The sequence below is a fragment of the Pseudomonas fluorescens genome, assembly GCF_001623525.1.
Lineage (GTDB): Bacteria > Pseudomonadota > Gammaproteobacteria > Pseudomonadales > Pseudomonadaceae > Aquipseudomonas > Aquipseudomonas fluorescens_Q.
Genome location: NZ_CP015225.1, coordinates 4,632,642 through 4,647,829, shown reverse-complemented (window position 1 = coordinate 4,647,829; position 15,188 = coordinate 4,632,642). Strand labels below are relative to the sequence as shown.

Annotated in this window: 1 protein-coding gene; it reads right to left on the bottom strand. The window is 61.9% G+C overall.

The genetic code is table 11. The features are described from left to right. Positions 1–154 precede the first annotated feature (154 nt). Positions 155–15,115 (bottom strand): LapA family giant adhesin, encoded by a 14,961-nt coding sequence (locus tag TK06_RS19920; protein WP_063323483.1) that lies wholly within the window; start codon positions 15,113–15,115, stop codon positions 155–157. Between the last annotated feature and the right edge of the window lie 73 nt (positions 15,116–15,188).

Here is a 15,188-nt window from a genome sequence, read left to right as displayed (position 1 = left end):
ATGCTGGGCAGCATAGGCCAACTGTGGGGGAGTATGAACACTTATCCCGTGGCGAGGGAGCTTGCTCCCGCTGGGGCGCGAAGCGGCCCTGTTTTTAGGGGCTGCTGCGCAGCCCAGCGGGAGCAAGCTCCCTCGCCACGGTTTTGTGTCAGGTTCAGCTGTTGTTGTGATCGACCTTGATGGTCGGGTCGCTGCCGGCGATCAACGAGTTCAGGTTCACGTTCGACCAGTTGTTGCCTTCGAGCTTGATCGTCACGTCCGGGGTCGCGGCGCCGCCGTTGGTGGTGTTGAACTGGCCGGAAGTGCTGACTTGCAGCGACGACACGCCATCGACCGTGCTGATCTTCAGGAAGTGGTCGATGGTGCTGCCGGTTTCGCCCTGCAACAGGTCCCGCAGGTCGATCCGGTCGCCTTCGCCGGCGTTGAAGTTCTTGATCACATCGGTGCCGGTGTCGCCGGACTTCCAGACAAAGGTATCGCCGCCCAGACCGCCGATCAGGGTGTCATTGCCCTGGCCGCCGATCAGTGTGTCGTTGCCTGTGCCACCCAGCAGGATGTCATTGCCCTTGCCACCGTTGAGCGTGTCGTTGCCGCCCTGGCCGAAAATGATGTCGTTGCCGGCGCCGCCCAGCAGGGTGTCGTTGCCATCATGGGCACCGGACACATCGAACGCGGTGTAGTGTTCGGTGATGTACTGGTGCACGTTGCTGGTGGTGACCTTGCTGACGTCCACGCCGCTCTGTTGGGCGACGAAGGCCTGGATGGCCTGGTAGCCCTCGCCGGTAACGCCGTTGAAACTCACCAGGTCGCCGAACAGGATGTCATTGCCGTCGCCGCCGTTGACCGTATCGGAGCCCGGCAGGGTCGCTTCGGTGTGGCCGATGATCGAGTTGGCCAGGTTGTTCGGGTCGATGTTGGTCTGCGGTGACGAGTCCGAATCGTAGGGTTTGAGGTCGTTCAGGGTGACATCGCTGTTCAGGCCGATGGCTTCGACGGTGCTCAGGTTTTTGAGCAGCGTGAAACTGTCGGTCGAGCCTGCCGCCGAGTCGACGTAGTTCCAGTATTCGCCATAACCGGTGCCGCCCTGGTTCGACAATTCAAAGGTGCCATTGCCCTCGGCATGCACCACGCCCACGTAGCTATCGGTCCACTTCTTGCCGTTTTTGGTCGACAGGTACATCTTGCCGTCTTCGTAGATGGTGTACTTGTGCGTGCTGTCGATCGTCTGGGTGTAGTACTTGCCGACGCTGTAATTGGCCGCGCTCAAGACGTCATCGAGTTTGACGGAGTCATAAAGCGTCGGATTGACCTGTTCGCCGGTCTGGTAGTAAGTCGGCTTGCCGTCGGTAATGAAATACGTCAGGTTCTTCGCCCCGGTATTGTTCAGGGCTTCGGTACTCTTGAAGAAGTTCGCCGTGGTCTTGAACACGTCTTCATAGTTGGTACCACCGCCGGACACCATCGAGTCGAGCAGGTCCTTGAGCTGGGTCAGGGCGTCCGAGTCGTTGAGGTTGACCGAGACCGTGCTGTTCACCTGGCTGTCGAAGTCCGCGAGGAAAATATTCACCGTCCCGGAGTTGCTGCCCAGGCTCTGCTTAAGGGTGTTGAACACCGAGGTCAGCGAGGCCTTGGCCGCGGCGATGGACGAGTCGCTCATGCTGCCGGAGCTGTCGACCATGAAGGCGATGTTGTAGTTGACGCCCGGTACTACGGTCAGCCCGCCAATGTCGGCGACGACGATGTCGTTGCCGTCGGTGCCGGTGACGTTGTCACTGCCCGACGTGGCGGTGACGGCGTTATAGGTCGCCGGGTGCACGGTGACGGGGATCTGCGCCGTGCTTGTGGCCGAGCCGCCGAGGGCTTCGGTGGAGGTCGATGTCACGGTCAGGTTGAACTGGCCGTTGTAGTAGGCCGGCGGCGTCAGGGTCAGGCTACCCAGGTTCCAACCACTGACCGATGCTTCGCCGTTGCTGCCCACGGTCGCGAAGTGGCCCGCGCCGTCGCTCAGCACACTGCCTTCGGGCATGCCGCCAATCTTCACGCTCAGGCTTTCGGAGCCGTCGGTGTCGGTCAGGGCGGTGGTGATTTTCGACAGGTGCACGCTGGTGCCTTCGGCGCCTTCGTTGAGCTTGAAGCCGTCGTAGTAGCCTTCGCCGTTGGTGCCGTGCAAATCGGAGACCGTCACGCCGGCGTTCGTCAGGTCGGTCACGCCGGTATACAACGGCACGCCGGCGCCGTTCAGGTCGACCGGTGTGCTGCCGTTGACCGACAGGTTCACGTCATAACTGCCCGGGCCGGTCTGGTTGTGGTGGTAGATGTCCAGGGTGTAGTAGCCGCTGGTGGTCGGGGTAAACGAACCGTTCAACTGGCCACCCGCGCCCCAGGTGGTTGCCGCGACGGTTTTGCCGCCGATGGTGACCAGCAGGCTGTCGTCGCCGGTACCACTGAAGGTATAGGTCTTGCCGGCTTCGAGGAAAATCAGGCCCGAGGTTTTCGACGCGGTGCCCGGGTTGACGTTGCTGTCGGACTGCACGTTGGTCACGGTACCGCTGCTGTTCGGCGTGCCGGCGGCATCGATAACCGACTTGAGCGTGCCGGACGGCGCGCCGCTGCCATCGGTGCCCAGGCCCGACAGGCCGGTCCAGACTTCCTTGATCAAACCGGTGGAGGTCACGTTGTTGCCGGCCACGTTGAGGGTCGGAGCGTCGGCGACTGGCGTGATGTCGATCTTCACGGTGCCGGTATTGCCCAGTGCCTGGCCGTCGGTTGGCTGGAACTTGACCTGTGCGTAGTCGGCCTGGTTGTTGCCCGTGCTGCTGCCAACATAACCATTGGCACCGGATTCGTTGGCGTCCGGAGTGAAGCGCAGCTTGCCGGCGTCGATGTCAGCCTTGGTGAAGGTCTGGTTGTTGGCCACGTCTTTCCAGGTTGCACCGTCCAGATACTGCAACTTGCCATCGGCCGGCAGCTCGGTGATTTTCACACCCAGGCTGGTGGCGGAGTTGTCCACGTCGCTGATGCCGAACGTCGACCAGCCGAGGACCAGTGAAGTGTCTTCGGTACCGGTCACCGCGCCGCCGGTGGCCACCGGCGCGTCATTGACCCCGACCACGTTCACGGTGGTGGTGGCGGTGTTGGAGTAGCTCGCGCCGTCGGTCACCGTCACGGTGATGATGCGCGGCACGGTACTCGGATCTTCGCTGTTGTTGATGAAGCTGATGTTCTTGATCTGCTGCATGTAGTCGGCCAGCGTCGCATTGCCCGTCAGCGTCAGGACGACCTTGCCGTCGGTGCTGTTGGCGTTGATGCTGATGCCATTGACGCTGTTGCCCAGGTTCAGCGCATCGCCAGGCTGGCGGTTGGTCAGCACGATGGTCGCGCCGGTCAGCAGGGTGCTGTCCGGGTCAGTGATGCTCAGGTCGGTGTCGGCGATGGACACGCCCGGGCCGGTGGTGCCTTCGGTGAAGGTCACCTGGTAATCGGCACCGGTCTTGCCGCTGGAGTTGTTGGCGTCCAGGTCGAGTGCCGGTGGCGCATCGTTGTCGATGATCGAGGTGCTGACGCTGCCGTTGGTGCCGCTGACCGCCAGGTGCTCGAAGTTGCCACCGGTGGCCGAGTCGATCTTGACCACGAAGTTTTCGGTGCCTTCGGTGATCTTGTCGTCCAGCGTTGCCACGTTGAAGGTGGCGCTGGTGGCGTTGGCCGGGATCTTCACGGTGTAGACACCGGTGAAGTCTGTGCCGTCGGCGGCGGTGCCGCTGTAGACGATCTTGAGGGTCACCTCGGTTTGCGCCGGGTTCGTCAGGCTGACGGTATAGGTGGCCGCCTGGCCTTCGGCGACTGACGTGCTGCCAGTGATGCTGACGGTGGTGTTGTCGACAGTGTCGCCCACGGCCGTCGACGCGCCTGTCTTATCGACACCGATCGCTTCGAGGTTGCCGCCGGACGCCGATTTGATCGACTCGGTGACGGATGGTGCGCCGGTGTAGACATCGTTGCCGACGGCGACGTCCAGCACGCCCGAACTTGCGCCCGCGGCGATGGTGATGGTTTTGCCGCTGTCGAGCGTGACCGTCACAGGACCGTTTTGCGCGGTGACTGGATTGCCATTGGCGTCGGTCAGGGTGGCGGTGTAGGTGATGGTGCCGTTTTCATTCACGGTTGGTGTGGCGGTCAAGGTCACCGTGGTGGTGTCGTTGACATCGCTGACGGTGGTGCTGACCGGTGTGGTGTTCGGTGCGATGGCTTCGAGGTTGCCGCCGGATGCATCTTTGATCGACTCGGTGACAGTGGTCGGGCCTTGGTAAACATCGTTACCCACAGCGACATCGAGCACACCGGAGCTTGCGCCGGCGGCGATGGTGATGGTTTTGCCGCTGTCGAGGGTGACGGTGACTGGACCGTTTTGCGCGGTAACCGGGTTGCCATTGGCATCGGTCAGGGTCGCGGTGTAGGTGATCGTGCCGTTTTCGTTCACGGTCGGCGTGGCGGTCAGCGTCACCGTGGTGGTGTCGTTGACGTCGCTGACGATGGTGCTGACTGGAGCCGTGTTCGGTGCGATGGCTTCCAGATTACCGCCCGTGGCAGTACTGATGCTTTCGGTGACGGTGGTTGGGCCTTGGTACACGTCGTTGCCGACGGCTACATCCAATACGCCGGAGCTTGCGCCCGCGGCGATGGTGATGGTTTTGCCGCTGTCCAGCGTGACGGTGACCGGACCATTTTGCGCGGTGACCGGATTGCCGTTGGCGTCGGTCAGGGTCGCGGTGTAAGTGATGGTGCCGTTTTCGTTCACGGTTGGCGTGGCGGTCAAGGTCACCGTGGTGGTGTCGTTGACGTCGCTGACGATGGTGCTGACTGGCGCGGTGTTTGGCGCGATGGCTTCGAGGTTGCCACCGGAGGCCGAGGCAATCGACTCGGTCACGGTGGTCGGGCCCTGGTACACGTCGTTTCCAACGGCTACATCCAATACACCGGAGCTTGCGCCCGCCGCGATGGTGATGGTTTTACCGCTGTCCAGCGTGACCGTCACAGGACCATTCTGCGCGGTGACCGGGTTGCCGTTGGCATCGGTCAACGTGGCGGTGTAAGTGATGGTGCCGTTTTCGTTCACGGTTGGCGTGGCGGTCAGCGTCACCGTGGTGGTGTCGTTGACATCACTGACCACAGTGCTGACCGGAGCGGTGTTCGGCGCGATGGCCTCCAGGTTGCCACCGGAGGCCGACGCAATCGACTCCGTCACCGTCGTCGGACCTTGGTAAACATCGTTGCCAACAGCCACATCCAACACGCCCGAACTTGCGCCGGCAGCGATGGTGATCGTTTTACCGCTTTCCAGCGTGACAGTGACCGGACCATTCTGCGCGGTGACCGGATTGCCGTTGGCGTCGGTCAGGGTCGCGGTGTAAGTGATCGTGCCGTTTTCGTTCACGGTCGGCGTGGCGGTCAGCGTCACCGTGGTGGTGTCGTTGACGTCGCTGACGATGGTGCTGACCGGAGTCGTGTTTGGCGCAATGGCTTCCAAGTTGCCGCCCGATGCCGAGGCAATCGATTCGGTAACCGTTGTTGGCCCTTGGTACACGTCGTTGCCGACGGCTACGTCCAATACGCCGGAGCTGGCACCAGCGGCGATGGTGATGGTTTTGCCGCTGTCGAGCGTGACCGTCACAGGACCGTTTTGCGCGGTGACTGGATTGCCGTTGGCGTCGGTCAGGGTCGCGGTGTAAGTTATGGTGCCGTTTTCATTCACGGTCGGCGTGGCGGTCAGCGTCACCGTGGTGGTGTCGTTGACATCGCTGACGACGGTGCTGACCGGTGTGGTGTTCGGTGCGATGGCTTCCAGGTTACCGCCCGTGGCGGTACTGATGCTTTCGGTGACGGTGGTCGGGCCTTGATACACGTCGTTGCCAACCGCGACATCCAATACGCCCGAGCTTGCGCCTGCCGCGATGGTGATGGTTTTGCCGCTGTCCAGCGTGACAGTGACCGGACCATTCTGCGCGGTGACCGGGTTGCCGTTGGCATCGGTCAATGTGGCGGTGTAAGTGATGGTGCCGTTTTCATTCACGGTCGGCGTGGCGGTCAGCGTCACCGTGGTGGTGTCGTTGACATCGCTGACGACGGTGCTGACCGGAGACGTGTTTGGTGCGATGGCCTCCAGGTTGCCGCCGGATGCCGAGGCGATTGATTCGGTAACCGTTGTTGGACCTTGGTAAACGTCGTTGCCAACGGCCACATCCAGCACACCCGAGCTTGCGCCTGCTGCGATGGTGATGGTTTTGCCGCTGTCCAAGGTCACGGTAACCGGACCATTCTGCGCGGTGACCGGGTTGCCATTGGCATCGGTCAGGGTCGCGGTGTAGGTGATGGTGCCGTTTTCATTCACGGTCGGTGTGGCGGTCAGTGTCACGCTGGTGGTGTCGTTGACGTCGCTGACGATGGTGCTGACCGGCGCGGTGTTCGGTGCAATCGCTTCCAGATTGCCGCCGGATGCCGAAGCAATCGACTCGGTGACGGTCGTTGGGCCTTGGTAAACATCGTTACCCACAGCGACATCGAGTACGCCGGAGCTGGCACCAGCGGCGATGGTGATGGTTTTGCCGCTGTCGAGGGTGACAGTGACCGGACCGTTCTGCGCGGTGACCGGGTTGCCGTTGGCGTCGGTCAATGTGGCGGTGTAAGTGATGGTGCCGTTTTCATTTACGGTCGGCGTGGCGGTCAGCGTCACCGTGGTGGTGTCGTTGACGTCGCTGACGATGGTGCTGACTGGAGCCGTGTTCGGCGCGATGGCTTCCAGATTACCGCCCGTGGCAGTACTGATGCTTTCGGTGACGGTGGTTGGGCCTTGGTACACGTCGTTGCCAACCGCGACATCCAATACGCCCGAGCTTGCGCCGGCAGCGATGGTGATGGTCTTGCCGCTTTCCAGGGTAACGGTGACCGGACCATTTTGCGCGGTGATCGGGTTGCCGTTGGCATCGGTCAGCGTGGCGGTGTAAGTGATGGTGCCGTTTTCATTTACGGTCGGCGTGGCGGTCAGCGTCACCGTGGTGGTGTCGTTGACGTCGCTGACGATGGTGCTGACTGGAGCCGTGTTCGGTGCGATGGCTTCCAGATTACCGCCCGTGGCAGTACTGATGCTTTCGGTGACGGTGGTCGGGCCTTGGTACACGTCGTTGCCAACCGCGACATCCAATACGCCCGAGCTTGCGCCGGCCGCGATGGTGATGGTCTTGCCGCTTTCCAGGGTAACGGTGACCGGACCATTCTGCGCGGTGATCGGGTTGCCGTTGGCATCGGTCAGCGTGGCGGTGTAAGTGATGGTGCCGTTTTCATTTACGGTCGGCGTGGCGGTCAGCGTCACCGTGGTGGTGTCGTTGACATCGCTGACGATGGTGCTGACCGGCGCGGTGTTTGGAGCAATGGCTTCCAAGTTACCGCCGGATGCCGAGGCAATCGATTCGGTAACCGTTGTTGGCCCTTGGTACACGTCGTTGCCGACGGCCACATCCAGCACACCCGAGCTTGCGCCGGCCGCGATGGTGATGGTCTTGCCGCTGTCCAAGGTCACGGTAACCGGACCATTCTGCGCGGTGACCGGGTTGCCATTGGCATCGGTCAGAGTAGCGGTGTAGGTGATCGTGCCGTTTTCGTTCACGGTTGGCGTGGCGGTCAAGGTCACCGTGGTGATGTCGTTGACATCGCTGACGACGGTGCTGACTGGAGCGGTGTTCGGTGCGATGGCTTCCAAGTTGCCGCCGGATGCCGAGGCAATCGACTCAGTAACCGTCGTCGGGCCTTGGTACACGTCGTTGCCGACGGCCACATCCAGCACACCCGAGCTTGCGCCTGCTGCGATGGTGATGGTTTTGCCGCTGTCCAAGGTCACGGTAACCGGACCATTCTGCGCGGTGACCGGGTTGCCATTGGCATCGGTCAGGGTGGCGGTGTAGGTGATCGTGCCGTTTTCATTCACGGTCGGTGTGGCGGTCAGCGTCACGCTGGTGGTGTCGTTGACATCGCTGACCACGGTGCTGACCGGTGCGGTGTTCGGTGCAATCGCTTCCAGATTGCCGCCGGATGCCGAAGCAATCGACTCGGTGACGGTCGTTGGGCCTTGGTAAACATCGTTACCCACAGCGACATCGAGCACGCCGGAGCTTGCGCCCACGGCGATGGTGATGGTTTTGCCGCTGTCGAGGGTGACAGTGACCGGACCGTTCTGCGCGGTGACCGGATTACCGTTGGCATCGGTCAATGTGGCGGTGTAAGTGATGGTGCCGTTTTCGTTGACGGTTGGCGTAGCAGTCAACGTCACCGTAGTGGTGTCATTGACATCACTGACGATGGTGCTGACTGGAGCGGTGTTCGGTGCGATGGCTTCCAAGTTGCCGCCGGATGCCGAGGCAATCGACTCAGTAACCGTCGTCGGGCCTTGGTACACGTCGTTGCCGACGGCCACATCCAGTACACCCGAGCTTGCGCCTGCTGCGATGGTAATGGTTTTGCCGCTGTCCAAGGTCACGGTAACCGGACCATTCTGCGCGGTGACCGGGTTGCCATTGGCATCGGTCAGGGTGGCGGTGTAGGTGATCGTGCCGTTTTCATTCACGGTCGGTGTGGCGGTCAGCGTCACGCTGGTGGTGTCGTTGACATCGCTGATGACGGTGCTGACCGGAGTCGTGTTTGGTGCGATGGCTTCCAGGTTGCCGCCGGATGCATCTTTGATCGACTCGGTGACAGTGGTTGGGCCTTGGTAAACGTCGTTGCCCACCGCGACATCCAATACACCCGAGCTTGCGCCGGCCGCGATGGTGATCGTTTTACCGCTTTCCAGCGTGACAGTGACCGGACCATTCTGCGCGGTGACCGGGTTGCCGTTGGCATCGGTCAGCGTGGCGGTGTAAGTGATGGTGCCGTTTTCATTTACGGTCGGCGTGGCGGTCAGCGTCACCGTGGTGGTGTCGTTGACGTCGCTGACGATGGTGCTGACTGGAGCCGTGTTCGGCGCGATGGCTTCCAGATTACCGCCCGTGGCAGTACTGATGCTTTCGGTGACGGTGGTTGGGCCTTGGTACACGTCGTTGCCAACCGCGACATCCAATACGCCCGAGCTTGCGCCGGCAGCGATGGTGATGGTCTTGCCGCTTTCCAGGGTAACGGTGACCGGACCATTTTGCGCGGTGATCGGGTTGCCGTTGGCATCGGTCAGCGTGGCGGTGTAAGTGATGGTGCCGTTTTCATTTACGGTCGGCGTGGCGGTCAGCGTCACCGTGGTGGTGTCGTTGACGTCGCTGACGATGGTGCTGACTGGAGCCGTGTTCGGTGCGATGGCTTCCAGATTACCGCCCGTGGCAGTACTGATGCTTTCGGTGACGGTGGTCGGGCCTTGGTACACGTCGTTGCCAACCGCGACATCCAATACGCCCGAGCTTGCGCCGGCCGCGATGGTGATGGTCTTGCCGCTTTCCAGGGTAACGGTGACCGGACCATTCTGCGCGGTGATCGGGTTGCCGTTGGCATCGGTCAGCGTGGCGGTGTAAGTGATGGTGCCGTTTTCATTTACGGTCGGCGTGGCGGTCAGCGTCACCGTGGTGGTGTCGTTGACATCGCTGACGATGGTGCTGACCGGCGCGGTGTTTGGAGCAATGGCTTCCAAGTTACCGCCGGATGCCGAGGCAATCGATTCGGTAACCGTTGTTGGCCCTTGGTACACGTCGTTGCCGACGGCCACATCCAGCACACCCGAGCTTGCGCCGGCCGCGATGGTGATGGTCTTGCCGCTGTCCAAGGTCACGGTAACCGGACCATTCTGCGCGGTGACCGGGTTGCCATTGGCATCGGTCAGAGTAGCGGTGTAGGTGATCGTGCCGTTTTCGTTCACGGTTGGCGTGGCGGTCAAGGTCACCGTGGTGATGTCGTTGACATCGCTGACGACGGTGCTGACTGGAGCGGTGTTCGGTGCGATGGCTTCCAAGTTGCCGCCGGATGCCGAGGCAATCGACTCAGTAACCGTCGTCGGGCCTTGGTACACGTCGTTGCCGACGGCCACATCCAGCACACCCGAGCTTGCGCCTGCTGCGATGGTGATGGTTTTGCCGCTGTCCAAGGTCACGGTAACCGGACCATTCTGCGCGGTGACCGGGTTGCCATTGGCATCGGTCAGGGTGGCGGTGTAGGTGATCGTGCCGTTTTCATTCACGGTCGGTGTGGCGGTCAGCGTCACGCTGGTGGTGTCGTTGACATCGCTGACCACGGTGCTGACCGGTGCGGTGTTCGGTGCAATCGCTTCCAGATTGCCGCCGGATGCCGAAGCAATCGACTCGGTGACGGTCGTTGGGCCTTGGTAAACATCGTTACCCACAGCGACATCGAGCACGCCGGAGCTTGCGCCCACGGCGATGGTGATGGTTTTGCCGCTGTCGAGGGTGACAGTGACCGGACCGTTCTGCGCGGTGACCGGATTACCGTTGGCATCGGTCAATGTGGCGGTGTAAGTGATGGTGCCGTTTTCGTTGACGGTTGGCGTAGCAGTCAACGTCACCGTAGTGGTGTCATTGACATCACTGACGATGGTGCTGACTGGAGCGGTGTTCGGTGCGATGGCTTCCAAGTTGCCGCCGGATGCCGAGGCAATCGACTCAGTAACCGTCGTCGGGCCTTGGTACACGTCGTTGCCGACGGCCACATCCAGTACACCCGAGCTTGCGCCTGCTGCGATGGTAATGGTTTTGCCGCTGTCCAAGGTCACGGTAACCGGACCATTCTGCGCGGTGACCGGGTTGCCATTGGCATCGGTCAGGGTGGCGGTGTAGGTGATCGTGCCGTTTTCATTCACGGTCGGTGTGGCGGTCAGCGTCACGCTGGTGGTGTCGTTGACATCGCTGATGACGGTGCTGACCGGAGTCGTGTTTGGTGCGATGGCTTCCAGGTTGCCGCCGGATGCATCTTTGATCGACTCGGTGACAGTGGTTGGGCCTTGGTAAACGTCGTTGCCCACCGCGACATCCAATACACCCGAGCTTGCGCCGGCCGCGATGGTGATCGTTTTACCGCTTTCCAGCGTGACAGTGACCGGACCATTCTGCGCGGTGACCGGGTTGCCGTTGGCATCGGTCAGCGTGGCGGTGTAAGTGATGGTGCCGTTTTCATTCACGGTCGGTGTGGCGGTCAAGGTCACCGTGGTGGTGTCGTTGACGTCGCTGACGATGGTGCTGACCGGCGCGGTGTTTGGAGCAATGGCTTCCAAGTTGCCGCCCGATGCCGAGGCAATCGATTCGGTAACCGTTGTTGGCCCTTGGTACACGTCGTTGCCGACGGCTACGTCCAATACGCCCGAGCTCGCGCCCGCCGCGATGGTGATGGTTTTACCGCTGTCGAGCGTGACCGTCACAGGACCATTTTGCGCCGTAACCGGGTTGCCGTTGGCATCGGTCAGGGTCGCGGTGTAGGTGATGGTGCCGTTTTCATTCACGGTCGGTGTGGCGGTCAGCGTCACGCTGGTGGTGTCGTTGACATCACTGACCACAGTGCTGACCGGCGCGGTGTTCGGTGCAATCGCTTCCAGATTGCCGCCGGATGCCGAAGCAATCGACTCGGTGACGGTCGTTGGGCCTTGGTAAACATCGTTACCCACAGCGACATCGAGTACGCCCGAGCTTGCGCCCGCTGCGATGGTAATCGTTTTACCGCTGTCCAGCGTGACAGTGACCGGACCATTCTGCGCGGTGACCGGGTTGCCGTTGGCATCGGTCAGGGTCGCGGTGTAAGTGATGGTGCCGTTTTCGTTCACGGTCGGTGTGGCGGTCAAGGTCACGCTGGTGGTGTCGTTGACATCACTGACCACAGTGCTGACCGGTGCGGTGTTCGGCGCGATGGCCTCCAGGTTGCCACCGGATGCCGAAGCAATCGATTCGGTGACGGTGGTTGGGCCTTGGTAAACATCGTTACCCACAGCAACATCGAGTACGCCCGAGCTTGCGCCCGCCGCGATGGTGATGGTTTTACCGCTGTCCAGCGTGACCGTCACAGGACCATTTTGTGCCGTGACCGGGTTGCCGTTGGCGTCGGTCAATGTGGCGGTGTAAGTGATGGTGCCGTTTTCGTTCACGGTTGGTGTGGCGGTCAAGGTCACCGTGGTGGTGTCGTTGACGTCGCTGACGATGGTGCTGACCGGCGCGGTGTTTGGAGCAATGGCTTCCAAGTTGCCGCCGGATGCCGAAGCAATCGACTCGGTGACGGTCGTTGGGCCTTGGTAAACATCGTTACCCACAGCGACATCGAGCACACCCGAGCTTGCGCCCACGGCGATGGTGATGGTTTTGCCGCTGTCGAGGGTGACAGTGACCGGACCGTTCTGCGCGGTAACCGGATTGCCGTTGGCATCGGTCAGGGTGGCGGTGTAGGTGATGGTGCCGTTTTCATTTACGGTCGGCGTGGCGGTCAGCGTCACCGTGGTGGTGTCGTTGACATCGCTGACGATGGTGCTGACCGGTGCGGTGTTCGGCGCGATGGCCTCCAGGTTGCCACCGGATGCCGAAGCAATCGATTCGGTGACGGTGGTTGGGCCTTGGTAAACATCGTTACCCACAGCAACATCGAGTACGCCCGAGCTTGCGCCCGCCGCGATGGTGATGGTTTTACCGCTGTCCAGCGTGACCGTCACAGGACCGTTCTGCGCGGTGACCGGGTTGCCATTGGCATCGGTCAACGTCGCGGTGTAAGTGATGGTGCCGTTTTCGTTCACGGTCGGTGTGGCGGTCAAGGTCACCGTGGTGGTGTCGTTGACGTCGCTGACGATGGTGCTGACCGGCGCGGTGTTCGGTGCAATCGCTTCCAGATTGCCGCCGGATGCCGAAACAATCGACTCGGTGACGGTCGTTGGGCCTTGGTAAACATCGTTACCCACAGCAACATCGAGTACGCCCGAGCTTGCGCCCGCCGCGATGGTGATGGTTTTACCGCTGTCCAGCGTGACCGTCACAGGACCGTTCTGCGCGGTGACCGGGTTGCCATTGGCATCGGTCAACGTCGCGGTGTAGGTGATCGTGCCGTTTTCGTTCACGGTTGGCGTGGCAGTCAACGTCACGGTAGTGGTGTCTACCGAATCGGTAATCGTGGTGACCGCAGGCGAGGTGCTCGGCACCAGATTCTCAAAGTTGCCACCGGTCGCACCGGTAATGGTGGTGCTGACCGTGCTGCCGTTGTTATAGACGTCGTTAGCCAGCGTCTCGACGTTGACGGTCCCGGTAGTCTGGCCAGCCGCGATGGTGATGACCGAGCCATTGCTCAAGGTCACGGTCACCGGGGTCTGGGCTGGGTTGGTCAGGGTGGCGGTGTAGGTAATCTGGCCGCCTTCGGTGATGGTGTTGCTGGCCGTCAGCGTCAGGCCAGTGGTATCCGCCGAATCAGTAATCGTGGTGACCGCAGGTGTAGTGCTCGGGACCAGGTTTTCGAAGTTGCCACCGGTCGCACCGGTAATGGTGGTGCTGACCGTGCTGCCGTTGTTATAGACGTCGTTAGCCAGCGTCTCGACGTTGACGGTCCCGGTAGTCTGGCCAGCCGCGATGGTGATGACCGAGCCGTTGCTCAAGGTCACGGTCACCGGGGTCTGGGCCGGGTTGGTCAGGGTGGCGGTGTAGGTGATCTGGCCGCCTTCGGTGATGGTGTTGCTGGCCGTCAGCGTCAGGCCAGTGGTATCCGCCGAATCAGTAATCGTGGTGACCGCAAGCGTAGCACTCGGGACCAGGTTTTCGAAGTTGCCACCGGTCGCACCCGTGATGGTGGTGCTGACCGTGCTGCCGTTGTTGTAGACGTCATTGGCTGGCGTCTCGACGTTGACGGTGCCGGTAGTCTGGCCAGCCGCGATGGTGATGACCGAGCCGTTGCTCAAGGTCACGGTCACCGGGGTCTGGGCCGGGTTGGTCAGGGTGGCGGTGTAGGTGATCTGGCCGCCTTCGGTGATGGTGTTGCTGGCCGTCAGCGTCAGGCCAGTGGTATCCGCCGAATCAGTAATCGTGGTGACCGCAGGTGTAGTGCTCGGGACCAGGTTTTCGAAGTTGCCACCGGTCGCACCGGTAATGGTGGTGCTGATGGTGCTGCCGTTGTTGTAGACGTCATTGGCTGGCGTCTCGACGTTGACGGTGCCTGTGGTCTGGCCAGCCGCGATGGTGATGACCGAGCCGTTGCTCAAGGTCACGGTCACCGGGGTCTGGGCTGGGTTGGTCAGGGTGGCGGTGTAGGTGATCTGGCCGCCTTCGGTCACGGTGTTGCCCGCCGTCAGGGTGACGGTGGTGGTGTCGATGGTGTCGGTGATCTGGGTCACGGCCGGCGTGGTGGGCACGGTCACGGCAATACCAGTGCCACCGGTGGTGCCAGTGACGGTCACGCTGATCTGGCTTGGGTCGTTGTAAACAGTGTCATTCGGCGCGAGTGGAACGTTGACGCTACCGGTCAGCTGACCCGCCGGGATCACGATGACCGCGCCGTTGGACAAGGTCACGGTCAGGGCCGTCTGCGGGGCCTGGGTCACGGTCGCGGTATAGACCAGCACGCCGCCGGCTTCGGTCAGGGTTGGCGTAGCGCTCAGGGTCATCGTCGCATTGAGCACGGCGTTGGCGGTTGTATCCGTAGTATCGCCACCCAGGATGTTGTTATCGGTGGCGGCAGCCGCAGCGAGACCTTCAGTTGGGAAACCGACAGTAGGGTCGACACTACCAGCGGTGGCATCCAGCACCACAAAGCTGTGGCCGCCACCGGCGGCACCGCCCGTACCTGCGGCAGTGGCGCCGGCGGCGGTGGCTTCCAGGGCGGTCGTCGGGTCGACGCCGGCGGCGATGGCTTGTTGCAGCTCTTCTACTGACGGCGCAGCCTGGGCTGTGGCCTGTTCAAGATCGGTGGACGAGTCCGGGGCATTGGCGCTCCACTGGGTATCGCGGCCCAGGTCCAGGGTGCGGCCATCGGCCAGTTCCAATGTGACGGCGCCGGCAGGGCCGGTGTCCAACTGGTCGCCTACGTTCAGGCGATCACCTTCAATGAGTACGCGCCGGATGCCCTCAGGGGATACGACGAAAACCTGACCAACAATGCTTTTGACAACGGCAATAACACTGCTCATTGAAGACTCTCCGGGTGTCACGCTCAGTAGACTTCCATGGACCCGCCAGCTTGAAGGCAGCAGCGGTCTGGAC